Source organism: Glycomyces paridis, assembly GCF_004912155.1.
Lineage (GTDB): Bacteria > Actinomycetota > Actinomycetes > Mycobacteriales > Micromonosporaceae > Glycomyces > Glycomyces paridis.
Genome location: NZ_STGX01000011.1, coordinates 134482 through 153622, shown reverse-complemented (window position 1 = coordinate 153622; position 19141 = coordinate 134482). Strand labels below are relative to the sequence as shown.

General features: G+C 72.6%; 18 protein-coding genes. 14 read left to right on the top strand and 4 right to left on the bottom strand.

Going from position 1 to position 19141, the window contains the following annotated elements:
• Positions 1-564 precede the first annotated feature (564 nt).
• Positions 565-972 carry a YchJ family protein gene (locus E9998_RS15775; protein WP_136530654.1) on the top strand — a complete coding sequence of 136 codons (408 nt, stop codon included), beginning with the start codon at positions 565-567 and terminating at the stop codon, positions 970-972.
• Positions 973-1586: 614 nt separating this feature from the next.
• On the opposite strand, the gene E9998_RS15770 is transcribed toward E9998_RS15775, so the two are convergent.
• Positions 1587-2372 (bottom strand): TIGR02569 family protein, encoded by a 786-nt coding sequence (locus tag E9998_RS15770; RefSeq protein ID WP_136530653.1) that lies wholly within the window; start codon positions 2370-2372, stop codon positions 1587-1589.
• 355 nt (positions 2373-2727) lie between these two features.
• Here E9998_RS15770 and E9998_RS15765 point away from each other — a divergent pair, with 355 nt between their 5' ends.
• The 4 genes from E9998_RS15765 (at position 2728) to E9998_RS15750 (ending at position 6083) form a co-directional block, all read left to right on the top strand.
• A complete protein-coding gene (locus E9998_RS15765; protein WP_204745473.1) occupies positions 2728-3300 on the top strand; it encodes a TetR/AcrR family transcriptional regulator in 573 nt (190 codons plus the stop codon).
• A 182-nt stretch (positions 3301-3482) separates the two neighbouring features.
• Positions 3483-4223 (top strand): SDR family NAD(P)-dependent oxidoreductase, encoded by a 741-nt coding sequence (locus E9998_RS15760; RefSeq protein WP_136530652.1) that lies wholly within the window; start codon positions 3483-3485, stop codon positions 4221-4223.
• A gap of 140 nt (positions 4224-4363) precedes the next feature.
• On the top strand, positions 4364-4894 hold the full coding sequence (locus E9998_RS15755; RefSeq protein ID WP_136530651.1) for a hypothetical protein: 531 nt from the start codon (positions 4364-4366) through the stop codon (positions 4892-4894).
• Between the two features lie 184 nt (positions 4895-5078).
• Complete coding sequence (locus tag E9998_RS15750) at positions 5079-6083, top strand: TerC family protein (RefSeq protein WP_136530650.1); 1005 nt, start codon at positions 5079-5081, stop codon at positions 6081-6083.
• 44 nt (positions 6084-6127) lie between these two features.
• Here E9998_RS15750 and E9998_RS15745 read toward each other — a convergent pair whose 3' ends face one another.
• Positions 6128-7246, bottom strand: coding sequence for an MFS transporter (locus E9998_RS15745; protein ID WP_136530649.1), 1119 nt, complete (start codon positions 7244-7246; stop codon positions 6128-6130).
• Positions 7247-7432: 186 nt separating this feature from the next.
• On the opposite strand from E9998_RS15745, the gene E9998_RS15740 reads away from it, so the two are divergent.
• On the top strand, positions 7433-8623 hold the full coding sequence (locus tag E9998_RS15740) for an ROK family protein (RefSeq protein WP_204745472.1): 1191 nt from the start codon (positions 7433-7435) through the stop codon (positions 8621-8623).
• Here E9998_RS15740 and E9998_RS15735 read toward each other — a convergent pair.
• Both E9998_RS15735 and E9998_RS15730 read right to left on the bottom strand, forming a co-directional pair.
• Entirely contained in the window at positions 8620-9858 is a 1239-nt protein-coding gene (locus E9998_RS15735; protein WP_204745471.1) for an MFS transporter, read from the bottom strand. The two genes, E9998_RS15740 and E9998_RS15735, sit on opposite strands and share 4 nt — an antisense overlap.
• A 131-nt stretch (positions 9859-9989) precedes the next feature.
• Positions 9990-11678: a cellulose-binding domain-containing protein gene (locus tag E9998_RS15730; RefSeq protein WP_136530648.1), complete on the bottom strand. Its 1689-nt coding sequence runs from the start codon at positions 11676-11678 to the stop codon at positions 9990-9992.
• A 272-nt stretch (positions 11679-11950) separates the two neighbouring features.
• Here E9998_RS15730 and E9998_RS15725 point away from each other — a divergent pair, with 272 nt between their 5' ends.
• From E9998_RS15725 to E9998_RS15690, 8 genes are all read left to right on the top strand, one after another.
• Positions 11951-13396: a class II fumarate hydratase gene (locus E9998_RS15725; protein WP_136530647.1), complete on the top strand. Its 1446-nt coding sequence runs from the start codon at positions 11951-11953 to the stop codon at positions 13394-13396.
• 12 nt (positions 13397-13408) lie between these two features.
• Entirely contained in the window at positions 13409-14203 is a 795-nt protein-coding gene (locus tag E9998_RS15720; protein ID WP_136530692.1) for an SDR family NAD(P)-dependent oxidoreductase, read from the top strand.
• A gap of 58 nt (positions 14204-14261) precedes the next feature.
• Complete coding sequence (locus E9998_RS15715) at positions 14262-14900, top strand: hypothetical protein (RefSeq protein ID WP_136530646.1); 639 nt, start codon at positions 14262-14264, stop codon at positions 14898-14900.
• Positions 14901-15000: 100 nt separating this feature from the next.
• On the top strand, positions 15001-15327 hold the full coding sequence (locus tag E9998_RS15710; RefSeq protein ID WP_158299829.1) for a DUF3817 domain-containing protein: 327 nt from the start codon (positions 15001-15003) through the stop codon (positions 15325-15327).
• 46 nt (positions 15328-15373) lie between these two features.
• Positions 15374-16165, top strand: coding sequence for a thioesterase family protein (locus E9998_RS15705; protein WP_136530644.1), 792 nt, complete (start codon positions 15374-15376; stop codon positions 16163-16165).
• Positions 16166-16368: 203 nt separating this feature from the next.
• Complete coding sequence (locus tag E9998_RS15700; protein ID WP_136530643.1) at positions 16369-17391, top strand: LacI family DNA-binding transcriptional regulator; 1023 nt, start codon at positions 16369-16371, stop codon at positions 17389-17391.
• Positions 17388-18278, top strand: coding sequence for a carbohydrate ABC transporter permease (locus E9998_RS15695; protein WP_136530642.1), 891 nt, complete (start codon positions 17388-17390; stop codon positions 18276-18278). The genes E9998_RS15700 and E9998_RS15695 overlap by 4 nt, the downstream gene beginning before the upstream one ends.
• The gene (locus E9998_RS15690) at positions 18275-19135 is read left to right on the top strand and encodes a carbohydrate ABC transporter permease (RefSeq protein ID WP_136530641.1); all 861 of its coding nucleotides are present in this window, start codon (positions 18275-18277) and stop codon (positions 19133-19135) included. The genes E9998_RS15695 and E9998_RS15690 overlap by 4 nt, the downstream gene beginning before the upstream one ends.
• Positions 19136-19141: the final 6 nt, after the last annotated feature.

Here is a 19141-nt window from a genome sequence, read left to right as displayed (position 1 = left end):
ACGGCAAACGGCTCCGCGCGGGGAGCGACGGCAGGAATTCTCCAGACCAAGGCGAATTCCTGAAGTCCGGGTGCCGAGTGGCGACCGGGGCTCGGCGAGGCAGGTGGGGGCGGCGAGGCGGTCGTGTCGGTTGCGGTGGCGGGGTTCGCCGGGGATCGGTCGATTGCCGTGACGTGGTCGGTGCCGGTCCGATGCGGTACCGAGCGGGTCGGCCCGGGAACCCTCCGCGTGGATTCGAGCCGCGGAAGCCCGGTCGAACCTTCTACTCAGGCGCCGGACTGCACATGCGAGGGAGTCGAGGCCCGCCGACGGCCGATCGCTTCGACCCGGAACTCGGCGGGAGTGGCGTCTCGGGTCGGGCCCGGGCTCGGCGTCGGACGAACCGCGGTCGGTCGGGTCGGCCGCCGAGTCGTACAGTCGGGTCGCACGGTTGAGTCGTACGGTTGAGCTGCACAGTCGAGTGCGTGGCCGGATTGCGCGGCTGAGACGCAGCCGGGCGAGCGGCTGAGCAACTGATGGCGGGCGTTGGAAACCAGCGCCGCTCGCCTAGGGCACAATCCCAGGATGCCCAGACGTTCCCGCAAGCCCCGACCGTCCTCGTGCCCTTGCGGGTCCGGGGAGACCTACGCCGCCTGTTGCGGGCGCTTCCATGCCGGAACCGCGACCGCGCCGACCGCTGAAGCGCTCATGCGCTCGCGCTACAGCGCCTTCGCGGTCGGCGACGAGGCCTACCTCCTGCGCAGTTGGCACCCGCGAACCCGCCCGGACCGGATCGGACTCGACGACGACCGGCGGTGGACCGGCCTGGAGATCCTGGCGACCACCGGCGGCTCCCCGCTCCACACACAGGGCACGGTGAAATTCCGCGCCCACTTCGAGGACGCCGAAGGGCCCGGCGTGCAGAGCGAGCACAGCGCGTTCGAGCGCGTCGGCGGCGACTGGCTCTACGTGGACGCCGTCGACGTAGAGTGACTGCGGCGCCCGCAATCGCGCGGGGGACCGAGGCACTCGAATTCGAGCCCGGCGACTGCGGCACGCGCATGCGCGGGGTGACTGAGACGCCTGCATCTCGCCGGTTGCGAGGGCGGCTGAAGTGGGTGCGAGCCGTCAGGCGGCAACGCTTGCGAGGGTTGGGAACCGGGTGCGCAGGAGTTTCTCAGCCTCCCGCGCGGCGAGACACCGCCGAGCCGGTGAGGGCTCGGCGATGGTCGGCGCCTGGCACCGTGGGGGACTTGCACCAGGTGAGAAGTCGGTGCACGTGGGTGCAGACCAGCGACTTGTGGGTGGGAAGGCCGAGTGCCGGTCGGTGAGAGGGGCCGGGGACGACCGGAAGTGCGGCCGGTGGTCGGATCGGGTTCAGCGCCGCCGCTGGGCCGGTGGTCGGATCGGGATCTGCGCCGCCGCTGGGCCGGTGGGTGCCGTGTACTCAGAACGATCCGGTGCCGGTCGGCGCAGGGTCGGCCGGTCGGCCCGGCCGGTGGTCCGCTCGGGCCGATGTCAGCGCGGCCACTGAGCCGACCAGCGACGCGCACGTGGGAAGACGGGTCGAAGGTCGCTGACCGGCGCAAGGCACGGCCGGTTCTCGGCTAAGGGTCGGCTCGGGCCAGGAGCAGCGCCGCCACCGGGGCGTAGGCCGGATGCGGCCGCCACGATCCGCGTTCGAGCTCGGCGTCGGTGAGCATCCGGAACAGCATGGCGCGCAACAGCATCTGGGTCCACTCCTCCATCGCGGACCAGCGCTCGACGAGCGACCCGCCCGCGCCGTGCCAGCAGAGCGCGTCGACCACCGTCACCGCAGCGGCCCACGAGGCGGGGCGCCAGTATGGTGCCCAGTCGATGACCGTGGGCGGCGATCCCGGTGCGTAGACGAGGTTCCCGAGCAGGTCGCCGTGGACGAGCTGCGGGCGCGCCGAGACCGGCCGCCGGGCCGCCAGGAGCCGTGCGGTCAGCGGCTCGGCCTCGGTGTGGGCCAGGTCCCAGGAGGCGCGGTCGGCGCGGGTCCACCGGTTGTCGCGTTCGTCGAGGAAGTCCGGGCGGGCGGTTCCCGCGATCGCCTCGTGGAAGGCGCCGCCAGCCGCCACAGCTTCGTCCCAGCGCGTCGGGTCGGTCCGGCCCGGCACGTGCCGCCAGGCCTCCCAGCCCGAATGCAGCCAGTCGCCGGAGGCGGCGCGGACCGGACGGGCGACCCCGAAGCCCCCGGTCTCCGGCAGGGCCGCGAGTATCGAAGCGCGCCAGCGCGATTCGGCCGCGAACCAGGCCGGTTTGAGGACCACGGTCCCGGCTAGCCAGGTCTCGCCCTGCCCGCCTTGGAGCGGGACGGGCGCGTCGCCGCCGAAAGCGGCGACGACTTCCGGAGGCGGGGGCGTTCGCATCCGGCGACCGTAGTGCAAACCCGCCGTGGCGTCGAACCCGCCGTGGGCTCGGAGAGCGAACTCGCGGTCATTGTCGCGGCGCCGTGGCGTCGAACCCGCCTGTGGTCTCGGAGGCGCAGTTTCGCGTGCATTGCTCCGGCGCCGTGGCGTCGAACCCGCCCGCGGGCTCGGCGGCGCACCTTCACGCGCACCGCTCCCTCGCCCAGGCGTCAAACGCTTTCCGGCTCTTGGGGAACCATGCCTTCACCCACCTGCGACAACCTGGTCAATTCATCGAATACTTGTCGATACGTTGACAACTGTCTAACCTCGCTAGGTGAGTTTCAACCCCCCGTCACCCGCCAAAGACCGCCGGGTGCGACGAACCCGCGCCGCCCTCATGGGCGCCGCGGTGTCACTCGTGAGCGAGCGCGGGACCGCGAACGTCCCCGTCTCCGACATCGCCGACGCCGCGGGGGTGAGCCGCCAGCTCGTGTACCTCCACTTCGGCGACCGCGACCGGCTGCTGCTCGAAGCGGCGCTCGACCTCGCCCGCGGCGACCTCGCCGGGCTCGGGGAGGCGACCGCGGAGGCGGGGCGCGAGCGGGCGCTGGCGGTCGCCCGGCACTTCGCCGAGCACCGGGACTTCTACCGGGCCGTCTTCTCCTCCGCGAGCGCCTTCGCGTTCACCAAGGCGGTCAGCCGCGTCCTCACCCCGCTGCCGCGCGCCTCCATCGAGGCGAGGTACGGCGAGGCGCTGCCGGGCCGCCTCGCCGAGGACTTCGCGCTGTTCGTCGCGAGCGGCACCACCGCGCTGGTCTCCGCCTGGGTCGCCGAAGACGGCGAGGCGCTCGACCCCGAAGTCCTGGCCGACCGGCTCCTGGCGGTCGGACGGGTCGCGACGGCCGCTGTCGGCGAGCTCGTGCGGTCCGGCCCCGACTGCGGGTGATGACGGAGGTCATACCCCCGCGGAGCAGGCGGAATGTTCTGGACGGCGTTACTGTTAAGGCAGGTGATTGACTTGATTCACGAGATCGGTCGAATCACCGCCCCGGGCCCGACCCGGGGGAATACTGCGACACGGGCCGCGCGCCGACCGGGCGGACGGCCCCGGACCCAGGGGGGAAACCAATGGCAAACGCAGACCGCTTCAGCGGCAAGACCGTCATCGTCACCGGCGCCGGATCGGGCATCGGACGCGCGACCGCGCTCCGCCTCGCCTCCGAGGGCGCCACGGTGATCGCCGCCGACGTCAACCAGGAGAGCCTCGACAAGCTCGCCGCCGAGATCGACGTCCGCACCGTCGCGGGCGACCTCACCGACGGCGACGTCATCGCCCGGGTCGTGGCCGCAGCGGACGGCCGGATCGACGGCCTCGCGAACGTCGCGGGCATCATGGACGGCTTCCTGCCCGCCGGCGAAGTCGACGACGCCACCTGGGACCGCGTCATGGGCGTCAACGTGACCGCCCCGATGCGCCTTGTCCGCGCCGTGCTCCCCGTCATGACCGCCGGAGGCGGCGGCGCGATCGTCAACGTCTCCTCCGAGGCCGGCCTGCGCGGCTCCGCCGCCGGCGCCGCGTACACCACCTCGAAGCACGCCGTCATCGGCCTCACCCGCAGTGTCGCGGTCGTCTACGGCAAGGACGGCGTCCGCTCCAACGCGGTCGCCCCCGGCGGTGTCGCCACCAACATCGAGGCCGTCCCGAAGTCCCAGTTCGGCTACGAGCGCCTGAGCCCGTACTTCGGCAACGCCGCGGGCACGGCCCAGCCCGAGCAGCTGGCCGCCGCCATCACCTGGCTCCTCAGCGACGACGCGAGCAACACCAACGGCGTCGTCCTCGCCAGCGACGGCGGCTGGAACGCCGTCTAGCGCAACCCGATCACCGCCCGCCGCCCTCCGGGGCGGTGGGCTTCTCCGTGCCTGAACGGCGCGCACCGCGAATCGGGAACGCCGCCCTCCTCCCGCGGCTCGGTACCATGTGCCGAGGGGGCTGATCCCGAGGAGCGCAGATGGACACCGCAGGACTCACGTCGATCGCCATGCTGATCCACGAGCGCAACCGGATCGACGCCCGCATCACCGACATCGTCGGGCGGCCCGTCGTCTCCGGGCACCTCTCCGACTGGATCGCCGCGCAGGTCTTCGACATCGAACTCGACCCGGTCCCCGGCAGCCCCGTCGACGGCCGCTTCCGCAGCGGCGCCCTCGCCGGGCGCACCGTCAACGTCAAGCACTACACCCGCAACCACGGCCTGCTCGACATGACCGACTCCGAGGAACTCGACTACTACCTCGTCATGACCGGCCCGCGCGTCCCCGTCGCGGGCGCCTGGTCCATCGACCGCGTCTACCTCTTCGACGCCCAGGCCCTCTACGACGACCTCAGCGAGCAGCTGCGCCGCATCGGCGTCGCCACCAGCGTGCGCCCCGAGTACTGGCGGGCCGCCGAGGTCCACCCCAACCCCGCCCGGCCCGCGCTGGCGCTCGGCCCGATGCAGACGGCCGCCCTCGACGCGTTCCGGGCCGCCGACGACCGCTGAACGCCGCCCCGCGTGGTTTGCGACCCCCCATCCGATTCAGCCGCCCACCAGCGCCGCAACCGCCCGATTCGGGTCGCGGACGCCGGGGTAGTCGTGGTCGGGCCCCGCACATGCCGTTAGGATTCGGGGCACTGCGGGTGATGTCAGCCCGCAGTCGCAATGATGGCAATCTGACGGAGGCAACGTGCTCGATATCAGCCCACTCACTTGGGCGGTCACCATCGGCTTCATCGTGGCACTGCTGGCGGTGGATCTGATCTTGGCGGCGGTTCGGCCGCATCACGTCGGGTTCAAGGAGGCCACGGCCTGGTCGGTGTTCTACATCGCCGTGGCCATCGCCTTCGGCATCTGGTTCGGGTCGCAGTACGGCAACGGCGCCGGCACCGAGTACTTCGCCGGCTACATCATCGAGAAGAGCCTCTCGGTCGACAACCTGTTCGTGTTCGTCATCATCATGACCACGTTCGCCGTCCCCGACCACCACCAGCACAAGGTGCTCACCTTCGGCATCGTGCTCGCGCTCGTCATGCGCGCGATCTTCATCGCGCTCGGCGCCGCGCTCATCAACTCGTTCTCGTTCATGTTCCTGCTGTTCGGCCTGCTCCTCGTCTACACCGCGATCCAGCTGTTCCGGCACCGCGACGAGGACCCCGACATCGAGACCAACCTCATGGTCCGCGGCGCGCGGCGGTTCCTGCCGGTCAGCGCCGACTACATCGGCGGACGCCTCTTCGCGAAGGAGGGCGGCCGCCGCGTCGTCACCCCGCTGTTCATCGTCCTCATCGCGATCGGCAGCGTCGACCTCCTCTTCGCGCTCGACTCCATCCCCGCGGTCTTCGGCGTCACGCAAGAGGCGTACATCGTCTTCACCGCCAACGCCTTCGCGCTCCTGGGTCTGCGCGCCCTGTTCTTCCTCGTGAAGGGCCTGCTCGACCGCCTCGTCTACCTCTCCACCGGCCTGTCGCTCATCCTGCTCTTCATCGGCTTCAAGCTGATGATGCACTGGGCCCACGTCGACATCAACACCTCGATCCCCGAGATCCCGACCCCGCTCAGCCTCGGCGTGGTCATCGGCATCCTCGTCATCGTCACGATCGCGAGCCTCATCAAGACCCGCGCCGACCCGACCGAACGGGCCCACGCCGGTTCGCTCCGGGCCACCAAGAAGAAGGACGACGAGGCGAACTGAACGACCGAGGGCCCCGAGACTCAGTCTCGGGGCCCTCGTCGCAATCAGCGGCGGCGGCTCAGCACCAGCAGCAGCGCCAGCAGCGGGATCGGCAGCAGGAACGCCTCCCGCATCCCCACCAGCCCGTCGAGCCACCCGAGCGCCGCCGGGGCCGCCAGGATCGCCGTGCCCGAGGCCAGCGACCCGATCGACGCCGCGTGCCCCACCGTCAGCCCCGGCACCGCCACCAGCCGCGCCAGCATGATCGGGTACAGCGGCGAGATGCCCAGGCTCGCGACCGCGATGCCCGCGGTCACCGCGAACGGACCCTCGCCCGCGTACACCAGCAGCGTCCCCGCCGCCGTGGTCGCCGCCGCGGCCGTCACCGCCCAGGACCGGTCGACGAACCGCGGCCCGACCAGGCGCCCCAGCGCCATCCCCACGCCGAAGCTCGCACCCAGCGCCGAAGCCGCCCCGAGCGACACGCCCGTCTCCGCCAGCCGCGCGACCGCCCACACCACGAAGCAGAACTCGCACCCGACGCCGAGGACGATCCGCAGCCAGGCCAGCGCCGCCGGACCCACCGGCGCCCGCGCCGAGGCGACCGGCGCCTCCACCGGCGCGGGCACCGTGCGCCGTGTCAGCACCACGGCCAGCACCGGCACCGCCGCGAGGATCGCCCACCGGCCCGGCAGGCCCGCCGACTCCAAGGCCCCGAACGCGAGCGGCCCGCAGACCCCGGCGGCGCTGGCGACGCCCACGGCCAGCGCTATCCGGCGCGCGGCGCGGGGGCCGCGCAGCAGCGAGGGCGTCACGAGCGCGATGGCGGCGCAGCCGAGTCCGACGAGGACCGACCCGGCGCCGGCCGCGACAAGGTGCGGGCTCAGCGCCATCCCGAAGGCGCCGAGGGCGATCGCGGCGCACGCGAGGCGCAGGACCAGGCCCGCGCCGGCGCGGAGCACGAACGGGCCCGTCACCGCGGCGAGGACGAGCCCGGCGCCGAACGTGGAGGTGAGCCAGACGAGGCCGGCGGGGGAGCGGTCGAGTTCGGCGGCGATGCCGGCGAGGTAGGGGCCGAAGCAGGCCACGAGGTAGCCCATGGCGGTCTGCGCGAGGCCGACGGCGCGGTCGACCTCGCGGTCGTCGGCGGGCGGCGCGGGCCGGGTGCGTTCGTCAATCGCCACGGGGCACCGCTTCGCGGTGCGCGGCGGCCGTGGCGGGGGTGCACTGGTGCCGTGTATGTCCGTCGACTGAGGCCGGTTCGCCGCCCGTGTGGGGCAGGGCGGCTCCGCGGTTGCTGTAGCTTCGCATGAAGCCCTCCGGGGTTGAAATAAACTCGTAAGACGAGGATAAATGGTGGTGGTGACACGGTGCAAGCGACGGGCCCCAATGCGGGGGACGAGCCGCCCGCGAGGGTCGGCCGGGCCGAGGCCGCCCGCTGGAGCGGCGCGCTCGACCTGCTGAAACTCGTGCGCGCCCGGCCCGGCGTGACGCGTGCGGAGGCGGCCCGCGCCCTCAGGGTCGGCAGCGGGACCGCCACCGAGATCAGCTCCCGCCTGCGCGCGCTCGACCTCATCGCCGAGCGCCCGGCGCCGCCCTCGGGCCGCGGGCGCCCCACCTCGACGCTGCACGCCCACCCGGACGGGCCGCTCGCGGCGGTGGTCGACATCCGCCAGTCCGACTGGCGCGTCGCCGTCTGCGACCTCGAAGGGGCCCTTGCCGACACGACCGCGGGCCGCCACGCTTCCAAGCGCCCCGAGCGGGTGTTCGCCGCGGTCGGCGAGGCCGTGGGGGAGCTGGCGCGGCGCCACGGCGGGCGCGTGCGGGCCGTCTCGGTCTCCACCGCCGGGACCGTGCGGCGCGGCCGGATCGAGCAGGCGAGCGTCCTGAACTGGCGCGACGTGGAGGTCCCGCCGCTGCTTCCCGGTGTGTCGCAGGCGCTCGGGAACGACGCGACGCTGGCCGGGCTCGCCGAGGCCCGCCTCGCCCACCCCGGCCGCAGCGTCCTGTTCCTCACCATCGAGACCGGCATCGGCGGGATCTTCGTCGACGGCGGCCGGGCCGTCACCGGCGCCTCGGGCGCGGGCGGCGAGTTCGGGCACGCGCCCTTCGGCGACCCGGACGTGCCGTGCCCGTGCGGGGCGCGCGGGTGCTGGGACGTGGCGGTCGACGGCCGGGCGGTGGCACGACTGCGCGGCGAGGCCGAGCCCGACGACCCGCGCTCCTACCTCATCGAGGCGCTCGTGGACCCCGCCGCCCGCGCGGCCGTGGCCGAATGCGCGGCGGTCCTCGGGCGCGGCGCGGCCGGGCTCGTCAACGTCCTCGACCCCGAGGTGGTGAGCCTCGGCGGGCTCGCCCCCGAGCTGCGGCGCGCGGCCGAGCCGGCCTTCACCGAGGCCTACGAGGCCGGGCTCATGGGCTTCCGCCGCGACGACCCGCCGCGCCTGCTGCCCTCGGTGCTAGGCCCGGACGCGCCGCTGCTGGGCGCCGCCGAGGCCGCGTTCGACGCGATTCTCACCGAGCACGGCATCGCCGCCTGGACCGAGGAGCGCGCCCCCTAGACCTTCGCCGACTCCAGCGGCTTCCTCGCCGGGTCGTAGACCGGGACCCATTTCGCGAGCCAGCCCGCGCCGAACCAGGTGATGAGGCCGAGCGCGACCGCGGCGGCCGCGAGCGGGAACGCCAGGGACACGAGGCTGATGAGCCCCGGCCCCGCGACGTTGCCGAGGTCGGCGCACAGGCGCCAGCCGCCGAGGAACTGGCGGCGGCCCTCGTCAGGGGCCACGTCGGAGCCGATGGTGAGCACGATGCCCGAGGAGATCCCGTTGCCCAGGCCCATGAAGCACGCGACCAGGCCGATCGCCACGGCCGTGCCCGAGAGCGGCAGCAGGAGGAACCCCGCGCCCATGACGATCATCGCCGGGAGGGCCACCCACATGCGCCCGAAGCGGTCCATGATCGCCCCGCCCGGGTAGAACAGCAGCATGTCGACCCCGGCCGCGAGCCCGAAGATGATGCTCGTGGTGGTCGCGTCGAGCCCCTGGAGGGCCGCCCACAGCGGGATGATCGCCTGACGCGAGGCGCGGGCGATCATGATGAGGAAGACCCCCGTGCCGGCGGTCGCGAAGACCTTCCGGTGCTCGGCCAGCACCCGCCACATGCTCTGGCGCGCAGGGGCGGGCGCTTCGGGTCGGCGCGCGGTCGGCAGGTCGGGCAGGGCGAGGCTCAGCAGGCCGCCCGCCAGGCTCGTGGCGGCGGCGAACGCGTAGGTGGCGCCGAAGGAGTGCTGCTCGATGAGGAGCGCGCCGACGAACGGGCCGATGAACGAGCCGATCCGGAACGTCCCGCCGAGGGTCGACAGCGCCCTGGCGCGGAAGCCGATCGCGACGGCCTCCGAGAGGTAGGCGTGCCGCGCCAGTCCGAACACGGCCGAGGACAGGCCGATCGCGAAGACGCAGGCGGCGAGCACCGCGAGCGAGCCGGTGCGGGAGGCGACGACGAGCGCGGTCGCCTCGACGACGCACGCGGCCAGGAGCACGCGCTTCTCGCCGAAGCGCTGTGCCAGGGCCCCGGCGGGCAGGTCGCCGCACAGCTGCCCGAAGCCGATGAGGCCCACGACGATCGCGGCCTGGGTGACGGTGGCTCCGAGGTCGAGCGCCGAGAGCGCGATGAGCGGGACGACCGCGCCCATGCCGATGGAGATGAGGACGGTGGGGCCGTAGATCGGCAGGGCGAGGCGGCGCAGCCTGACGGAGCTGGGCTGGTCGGCGGGGGCGCCGCGGTCGGCGTGGGGCACGGCTCGGAACGTACCAAGGAGTGGCGATGATCGCTCACATCGCGGGAGTCGATTGTGACGGATTCGACCGGCCGACCGGTCAGTAGAGGCGGAACGGCGGCGGCCCGGCCGGCGGGCCGCCGCCGCTTTCCTTAATCCGCCGTGCAGGTCACCGTCGGCGACACGGCCGCGCCGCTGCCCACGAACCCGAAGACGTTGCTGGTCTGGCCGGCCTGGACCGTCCCGTTCCAGCCCACGTCCGTCGCGGTCACCGTCGAGCCCGAACTGGTCACCGACGCGTTCCACGAACTCGTGATCCGCTGGCCCGCGGGCCAGGTCCACGAGACCGTCCAGCCGCTGACGGCGCCGCTCCCGGCGGTGACGAGCACGTTGCCCTGCCAGCCGCCGTTCCACTCGTTGACGACGTCGACCACGGCCGTGCAGCCCGAACCGGTCGGCGGCGGGGTGGTCTCGTCGTCCGGCGTCGTCGGCTCCTCGCCCGGCGTGGTGGTCTCCTCCGGCGGCGTGGTCTGGCCCGGGTCGTCGCTCAGGGTCGGGGTGGTCCAGTTGCGCCACTGGGCGAGGTTCCCGGCCTTGTTCGGGTGGATGTTCATGATCCCGGGCGGGTTGCCGCTGTCGTGCAGGAACGCCTGGATGCTCTGGCGCAGCGGGCCCTGCCACTCCGAGCGGGTCGCGCAGTGCGTCCCGTTCGAGGTGTTGGAGTGGTACGAGATGTTGTCCTCGACCCCGAGCGCCTTGTAGATCTCGGCCCCGGCCAGCGCCGCGACGCTGCCCGAACGGGCGCCGAGCCAGTCGACGTGCGGGTTCTCCATGAGGAACAGGCCGCGCGGGGCGACCATGCCGACCATCTCGTGGGTGTCCACGGGCAGGCCGGCGGGGTTGGAGGTGTAGGCGCTGAACGCGTCGCCCAGCCACGGCTGCTCGCCGTAGGCGCTGCTCAGCGGCTGGGAGCCGCTCTCCTGCGCGATCGAGCGGAGCGCGGGGGCACCGCCGGTGCCGGACTCGATCGGCATCGTGAGGTCCACACGCTGGTCGAAGGCGCCGGCCACGAACGCGCCCTTGCCGTACCGGGAGCACCCGGTGACGCCGGTGCGGTCGTTGAGGACCGAGCCGCCGGACTGCTCGATGACGTCGATGAGGCGGCTGACGCCCCAGGCCTGCGCCATGAGGATGCCGGTCGAGCTCGTGGCGCCGTAGATGCTGTAGAACGCGCCCTGCTTGTTATTGCGCGAGGTTCCCTCGGCCCCCACCGAACTGGGGTCGAAGTTGATGATCGCGGTGCCGGTGGCGAGGATCGTGGCGGTGTCGGCGCCGAAGCCGCCGTAGACGATCACTGCCGGGAAGGGCCCGGAGCCGCTCGGCAGCTGGACGGTGGCCGAGAAGCTCGCGCTGCGGCCGTTGTCGCTGACGTTGACGGTGATCCGCGAGGAGGTCACCGTGCCCGTGACGCTGTCGGGCGGCGCGGGCTTGTCGCCGTAGATCGTGCGCTCGGCGAGCTCCTTGATCTCGGCGCGGCGGCATTCCCACTGCGCCTTGGAGGTGATGCGGGTGCCGTCGATCTTGGTGAAGGGGTCGGGGAGCAGCGTATTCGAGGCCCAGCTGCCCGGTACGGTCACGTTGCAGTCCTCTCCGTCGAACTCGGAGAGGGCGCTCAGGTCGGCCGCCTCCGCGTTCTGCATCCGGGGTGCGAGGGCCATCGCGGCGACGACCGCGATCGAGGCCAGCAGGACGAGCGCGAACCGGAGTCCGGGCCTCGTGCGGGCGGGTGCCGGGGGTCCGTCCGCGACCGGGGTGAGTCGTGGGCCGTTCGATGATGCCATGGCAGATTCCTTGTCTGACCGGAGGCGACAGTCCATCATCGACGGTGTGGGGCGGCGCGTCCCGGAAGTACGAGCGGGCCGGCGTCAACGGTGAGACCACTCAAGCCGAAACTTCCAGTGAAACTTCCGTGAGGGTATCGCCAGAATACATTGACTGTCATCGATGCGCAAGCGCTTGCTCCGGTCCGGCCGCGCCGAAGGGCCGGACGGCGACCCGACTCCCCGAGTAGCATCGGTCCGCGTGCGCACACCGCGCGGATCGAGGTGACCACATGGCTTCCGACCAGCCGCCGATCGGCACGGGCGCCACCGGCGCCCGCGAGGAGCGCGACGCCCTCGGCGCCGTCGAGGTCCCCGCCGAGCACTACTGGGGCGCCCAGACCCAGCGCTCCCTCCTCCACTTCGACATCGGCGAGGACCGGATGCCCGCCGAGCTGTGCCGCGCCTACGGCCTGGTCAAACTCGCCGCCGCCCTCGTCAACGGCGAGGCCGGGCGCCTCGCCCCCGAACCGGCCGCCGCCATCGCCGCCGCCGCCAAGGAGGTCGCCGACGGCGACCTCGACGCCGAGTTCCCCCTGCGCCTGTGGCAGTCCGGCTCGGGCACCCAGACCAACATGAACGTCAACGAGGTCATCGCCAACCGCGCCAGCCAGCTCCTCGGCGGGGGCCTGGGCACCGGCCGCCTCGTCCACCCCAACGACCACGTCAACCTCGGCCAGTCCACCAACGACGGCTTCCCCACCGCCATGCACCTCGCCGTGCTCCTGGCCGTGCGCGACCGCACGCTCCCGCGCGTCGAAGCGCTCGCCGCCGCCATCCGGGCCAAGGCGGAGGCCTGGGTCGACGTGGTCAAGATCGGCCGCACACACCTCCAGGACGCCACCCCGCTCACCGTCGGCCAGGAGTGGTCGGGCTGGGCGGCCCAGCTCGAAGCCGCCGCCGGCCGCCTCCGCGAGGCCCTCGCGCCCGTCACCGAACTCGCCGCAGGCGGCACCGCCGTCGGCACCGGCATCAACGCCCCCGACGGCTTCGGCGAGGCCCTCGCCGACCGGCTCGCCGACCTCACCGGCCTGCCGCTGACCACCGCGCCCAACAAGTTCGCCGCCCTCGGCTCCCTCGACGCCCTGGTCGCCGCCAGCGCCGGGCTCCGCGGCGTCGCCGTCGCGCTCATGAAGGCCGCCAACGACATGCGCTGGCTCGCCTCCGGGCCCCGCGCGGGCCTGCACGAGCTGCGCCTGCCCGAGAACGAGCCGGGCTCCTCGATCATGCCCGGCAAGGTCAACCCGACCCAGCAGGAGGCCGCCGTCATGGTGTGCCTACAGGTCATCGGCGAGGACGCCATCGTCGCCGCCGCCGGATCGCAGGGCACCTTCGAGCTCAACACCATGCGCCCCCTCGTCATCGGCAACGTCCTGCACTCCGCGCGCCTCCTCGGCGACGCCGCCGAGTCCCTGCGCGTCCACAGCGTCGAGGGCACCGAACTCGACCGCGAGCGCATCGCCGCCCACGTCGACCGCTCCCTCATGCTCGTGACCGCGCTCAGCCCCCACGTCGGCTACGACCGGGCCGCCGCCATCGCCCACCGCGCCGACCACGAGGGCACCACCCTCCGCGAGGCCGCCCTCGCCCTCGGCGTCGACCCCGCCGACTTCGACCGCGTCGTCGACCCCGCGACCATGGTCGGCGACCCGCGCCGCGACCTCGGCCTCCCGGGGTAGCGTGGGCCCATGATCGCGATCGACCTCACCGACAGGACCGCGCTCGTCACCGGCTCCACGCAGGGGATCGGCGAGGCGATCGCCCGCACCCTCGCGCTCGCCGGGGCGCACGTCGGCGTCAACGGCCGCGACCGGGCCAAAGTGGACGCCGCCGTGGCGCGCCTGGCCGCCGAGACCGGCGCCGACCGGTTCTTCCCGGCCCCCGCCGACCTCGCCACCGAGGACGGCGAGGCCGAACTGGCCGAGGCCCTCCCGCACGTCGACATCCTCGTCAACAACCTCGGGATCTTCGGCGCGGTGCCCGCGATGGCGATCACCGACGACGAATGGCGCCGGTACTGGGAGGTCAACGTCCTCGCCGCGGTGCGCCTCATCCGCCGCCACCTCACCGGCATGATCGGGCGCGGCTGGGGCCGGGTCCTCAACATCGCCAGCGACTCCGCGGTCGTCACGCCCGAGGAGATGATCCACTACGGCACCACCAAGACCGCGCTCCTCGCCGTCACCCGCGGCTACGCCAAGCACGCCGCCGGGACCGGCGTCACCGTCAACTCCGTGATCGCCGGGCCCACCCACACCGGCGGCGTCGAGGACTTCGTCTACCAGCTCGTCGACCCCGACCTGCCCTGGGACGAGGCGCAACGTCGCTTCATGCGCGAGCACCGCCCGCAGTCGCTGCTCCACCGCCTCATCGAGCCCGAGGAGATCGCCAACCTCGTCGCCTACCTCAGCTCCCCGCTCGCCACGGCGACCACCGGCGCGGCCGTCCGCGTCGACGGCGGCTACGTCGACTCGATCCTCCCCTGATCTCCGCGCGGACCCCCTGGCATACCGTGTCACGGAGACCCCGCGAGAGGAGCACCCCGTGACGCAGGCCTACTGGCTGCGGCAGCGCAGGCCCGACGAAGCGCACTACCTCATCGCGCCGGGCGTCTCCGAAGCCGTAGCCGACGCCGCGATCGACCGCCTCGAAGGCGCCAAGGACGGCTTCGGCGGCGCCAAGCCCCGCTGGTACGCCGCCGCCGAACGCCTCGCCTACTGGTGGTTCGCGATCCTCGCCGCCCCCACCGCCGCCTGGTTCATCCTCTTCGCCCCCAACGGCGAAGGCCCCTGGATGAACCTCTGGTACGGCCTCGCCGCGACACCCCTCGTCACCGGCGCCTTCGCCGGACTCCTCTGGGCCGCCGCCCGACTCCAGGCCCGCCCCGGCGCGACGAAGCCCGACGCGCTCGCCGCCGAACTCTCCCACCTCGTCCGCCACGCCGGAAGCGTCCTCGAAGAGGTCGAAGGCCTCCTCGACAAGGACCCCGCCGCCGCCGAACAGATCCGCGAGCTCGCCTGGCGCGCCGCCGGCGTCGGCGAGGCGAACCGCGTCCGCGCCGCCGAGGAGCTCGAACGCCTCTGGCGCCTCGCCGACCCGCAGGCCGCCGCCGAACGCGACGAGGAACTCCGCGAGATCGACGCGATGATGACCCAGCTCAGACGCGACGGCAAGATCGAATAGCCCGTCCCCGTCACTCCCGAACCCGAGCCACCCGGCACCGGCGCGGGCCGGTGTTATGGTCGCCCGCGACGCCCCCGGAACGCCGTCGAGAGGACGCTTCGTGAACGCCAACCCGGTCTTCCTGTACCGCATGCTCACCCTCGCCGAAGGCTGGTCCTTCGTGCTCCTGCTCGTCTTTGGCTCACTCCTCAGCCGAGTCTCCGACCTCGACCTGGTCATGCCGCTCGGCTCCCTCCACGGCGCGCTCTTCGGCCTCCTCGTCCTCGCCACCCTCGTCATCCGCGGCCGCCTCGGCTGGGGCTTCGGCACCACGCTCATCGCGCTGGCCGCCGCCGTGGTCCCCTTGGCGCCGTTCCTGTTCCACCGGTACAAGCGCGACGAGCTGCTCGCCGCCGAACGCGCCGGGCGACCCGCCCCCGCCGAGTAGCCGGGCGGCCCGACCACCGAACACACCGAGCACCGCAGGAGGCGCCATGTCCCACGAGGGCAGCTACTTCGTCCGCGAAGACGAGCACCGGTTCCGCCCGACGCCCCTCACCGGGGGCGCCTGGTCGACCGCCGAACAGCACATCAGCCCCATGAACGGCCTGATCGTGCACGCCGTCGAACGCTTCGTCGCCGAACGCGGCGGGGACGCCCTCGCGATCGGGCGCATCAGCGTCGACATCCTCGGCGTCCTCGACCTCGAACCCTTCGACCTCACCGTCGAGGTCGTGCGGCCCGGCCGCACCATCGAGCTCCTCGAAGCCACCGTGGTCTCCGGCGGGCGGCCCGCCGTGCGCGCCCGCGTCTGGCGCACCACCGTCCAGGACACCGCCGCCGTCGCAGGGGGAGCGGCCGAGCCGCTGCCCGGACCCGAAGGCCTCAAGGTCTGGCCGATGACCGGCGTGTGGCCCGGCGCCTACGTCGCCTCGCTCGACGTGCGCCAGATCGGCGCCGCCGAACCCGGCCGCGCCCGCGCCTGGGGCTCCACCGCCGCGACCCTCGTCGACGGCGAACACGTCAGCGACCTCGCCCGGCTCATCGGCCTGGTCGACACCGCCAACGGCCTCGCCGTCCGCCGCCCGCCCGAGGAATGGCTGTTCCCCAACGTGGACTTGACCATCCACCTCTTCCGCACCCCCTCCGGGCCCTGGCTCGGCCTCGACACCACCGTCGTGTTCGGCCCCGGCGGCCTCGGCGTCACCGCCACCGCCCTCCACGACGCCGAGGGCCACTTCGGCCACGCCCACCAGGCGCTCACCATCCGCCCGCGCCGGGCCTGACCCGGCCGGAGCCCTTCGCGCTCAAGGCGTCCCGCAAGGGGCGCCTTTTTCGCATCCACGCCTTCGACCTGTATCGATGCATCATCCCCTGTAGACGGATTCACCCGGATGCAACGCGAAAACCCCTCTGATATCGTTCTTGAGAACGTTCCTAAGAACGTTCTCAAGACCCCCCACTTCAACGACGAGGACAGGGACCGCGGATGGCGGAGACGAAGAAGTCGAACCTCGCACTGGTCGCCGCGCGCGCCGGAGTGTCCGTGGCCTCCGTGTCCCGGGTCCTCAACGGCGGCTCCGCATCCGAGCAGCTCGCCAAACGCGTCCGCGAGGCCGCCGACGAACTCGGCTACGTCCCCGACGCCAGCGCCCGCACCATGCGCACCGGCCGCACCGACCAGATCACCCTCGCCGTCGCCGACGTCGGCAACCCCGTCTACGTCCAGATGATGCGCACCGTCACCGGCATCGTCGCCAAGGCCGGCTACCGCCTCGTCGTCTCCTCCACGGGCGCCGACCCCAAGGACCAGATCGACCTCGTCCGCAGCCTCAACCGCGGCTACGCCGACGGCCTCCTCATCAGCCCCCTGCGCATCACCCCCGACCTCGTCGAGGCCCTGAGCGCCAGCAGGCTCCCCATCGTCGTCATCGGCACCCTGCCGCCCGAAGTGGAGCTCGACAACGTGCGCGCCGACTCCGCCACCGGCATCGGCCTCGCCGTCGAGCACCTCATCGCCCAGGGCCGCAGGCGCATCGCACTCGTCAACGGCCCCGTCGACACCGTCCCCGGCTCCGCCCGCCTCGCCGGGCACCGCGCCGCGCTCGAACGTTTCGGCCTCGCCGCGAGCGACGAGCTCGAGGTCACCGCCACCGGCTTCACCTACCGGGCCGGACACCGCGCCACCGCCCGCCTCCTCGCGCAGGCCGAACCGGACGCGATCATCGGCGCCAACGACCTCCTCGCCGTCGGCGCCCTCAAGGAACTCGCCGCCGCCGGACGGCGCGTCCCCGAGGACGTCGCCGTCGTCGGCATGGACGACACCGACGCCGCCGAACTCGCCACGCCCTCGCTCACCAGCGTCGACCTCGGCTCCGCCAAGCGCGCCAAGGCCGCCGCGAAACTCCTCATCCGCCGCATCGAGGACCCCGATGCGCCCGTGGTCCGCCAGGTCATCGCTCCCGCCCTGTCGGTGCGCGAGTCCACCGTCCCCGAAGCGCCCCGCGCATGAGCGCCGTCCGAAGCCGTCGCCGCGAAGGCCGCGACGCCTGGCTCCTCGTCCTCCCCGCGCTCCTGCCGGTGATGCTCTTCAGCGTCTACCCGCTCGTGTACGGCGTCCTCCTCGGCTTCACCGACGCCGCGGCGGGACTCGGCGTCGAGACCCACTTCAACGGCCTCGACAACTACGTCGAACTCGCCGGGAACGAACTGTTCTGGAAGTCCTTCAAGATCGGCCTCGTCTGGGCCTTCAGCGTCACGATCCTCCAGTTCCTCGCCTCGCTCGGGCTCGCGCTCCTGCTCAACCTCGACCTGCGGCTGCGCTGGCTCGCGCGCACCCTCGCGCTCATCCCGTGGGCGATGCCGCCGGTGATCATCGCGATCATGTGGCAGCTCATGCTCAACCCGAGCTACGGCCCCGTCAACCGGGCCCTGGACGCCATCGGCCTGCCCGGCGGCGTGAACTGGCTCGGCGAAGCCGCCGTCGCGCTCCCGGTCGTCATCGTCGTCGGCGTGTGGGCGGGGATGCCGCAGACCACCGTGACGCTCCTGGCAGGACTCCAGTCCGTGCCCGCCGAACTCAACGAGGCCGCCGCGATCGACGGCGCGAGCACCTGGCGCCGCTTCTGGCACGTCACGCTCCCCGCGCTGCGGCCGATCATCACCGCGATCACCACGCTCGACCTGATCTGGAACTTCAACTCGTTTGCGCTCGTCTTCGTGCTCACCGCGGGAGGCCCCGGCGGCACCACCATGCTGCCGAGCCTCTTCGCCTACAACGAGGCGTTCCGCTACGGCCACTTCGGATACGCCGCCGCCATGGGCAACGTCATGGTCGTCCTCATCGGCGCGTTCCTCATCCTGTACCTGCGAGCCCAGTCGCGGAGGCGGTTCCAATGACGACCCTCGCCCGGACCTCGGCCGTCGGCCGCAGCCGCATCGCCCGGCCCCTCCAGTACCTGGCGCTCCTGGCGTACATGTGCTTCCTGGCGTTCCCGCTGCTGTTCCTGCTCACCACCGCGTTCAAGACCCCGCGCGAACTCCAGTCCCCGGACGCCGGCATCCTGCCCGAGCGCCTCGACTGGACGAACTTCACCGCCGCGATCGACAAGGCCGATCTCTTCACCGCCGCGGGCAACAGCCTCCTCGTCGCGGTCACCACCACCGCGATCGTCACCGCCGTCGCCCTGCCCGCCGCCTACGCCCTGGTGCGCTTCCGGACCCGGCTGCGCGCCTTCGCGACCGGCTGGATCCTCCTCAGCCAGGTCTTCCCCTTCATCCTCATCATCATCCCGCTGTTCCTGCTGCTCAAGGACATCGGACTGGTGAACACGCTCCTGGGCCTCGTGCTCGTGTACGCGGTCTGGTCGCTCCCGTTCTCGCTGTGGATGCTCCAGGGCTACGTCGCCGCCATCCCGGTCGAACTCGAAGAGGCCAGCGCCGTCGACGGCGCCGGGCGCCTCAAGACCCTCGCCCGGATCGTCCTGCCGCTCCTGGCCCCCGGGCTCGTCGCCACCAGCCTCTTCACGTTCATCAACTCCTGGAACGAGTTCTTCTTCGCGCTCGTGCTCATCCAGGACCCCGACATGCAGACCCTCCCGCTCGCGCTCGCGCGCTTCGTCGGCGCCGAGGGCCAGGTCCAGCTCGGCCAGCTCGCGGCGGCGGCGCTGCTCGCCTGCCTCCCGAGCCTCGTCTTCTTCCTCCTCATCCAGAAACGGCTCACCGCCGGACTCCTCAGCGGCGCGGTCAAAGGCTGAACCCCG

Bases quoted from the DNA above. Each gene is read 5' to 3' on its own strand.
- E9998_RS15775 (WP_136530654.1), top strand. From the start codon at position 565: ATGCCCAGACGTTCCCGCAAGCCCCGACCGTCCTCGTGCCCTTGCGGG.
- E9998_RS15770 (WP_136530653.1), bottom strand. From the start codon at position 2,372: ATGCGAACGCCCCCGCCTCCGGAAGTCGTCGCCGCTTTCGGCGGCGAC.
- E9998_RS15760 (WP_136530652.1), top strand. From the start codon at position 3,483: ATGGCAAACGCAGACCGCTTCAGCGGCAAGACCGTCATCGTCACCGGC.
- E9998_RS15755 (WP_136530651.1), top strand. From the start codon at position 4,364: ATGGACACCGCAGGACTCACGTCGATCGCCATGCTGATCCACGAGCGC.
- E9998_RS15730 (WP_136530648.1), bottom strand. From the start codon at position 11,678: ATGGCATCATCGAACGGCCCACGACTCACCCCGGTCGCGGACGGACCC.
- E9998_RS15725 (WP_136530647.1), top strand. From the start codon at position 11,951: ATGGCTTCCGACCAGCCGCCGATCGGCACGGGCGCCACCGGCGCCCGC.
- E9998_RS15705 (WP_136530644.1), top strand. From the start codon at position 15,374: ATGTCCCACGAGGGCAGCTACTTCGTCCGCGAAGACGAGCACCGGTTC.
- E9998_RS15700 (WP_136530643.1), top strand. From the start codon at position 16,369: ATGGCGGAGACGAAGAAGTCGAACCTCGCACTGGTCGCCGCGCGCGCC.
- E9998_RS15695 (WP_136530642.1), top strand. From the start codon at position 17,388: ATGAGCGCCGTCCGAAGCCGTCGCCGCGAAGGCCGCGACGCCTGGCTC.
- E9998_RS15690 (WP_136530641.1), top strand. From the start codon at position 18,275: ATGACGACCCTCGCCCGGACCTCGGCCGTCGGCCGCAGCCGCATCGCC.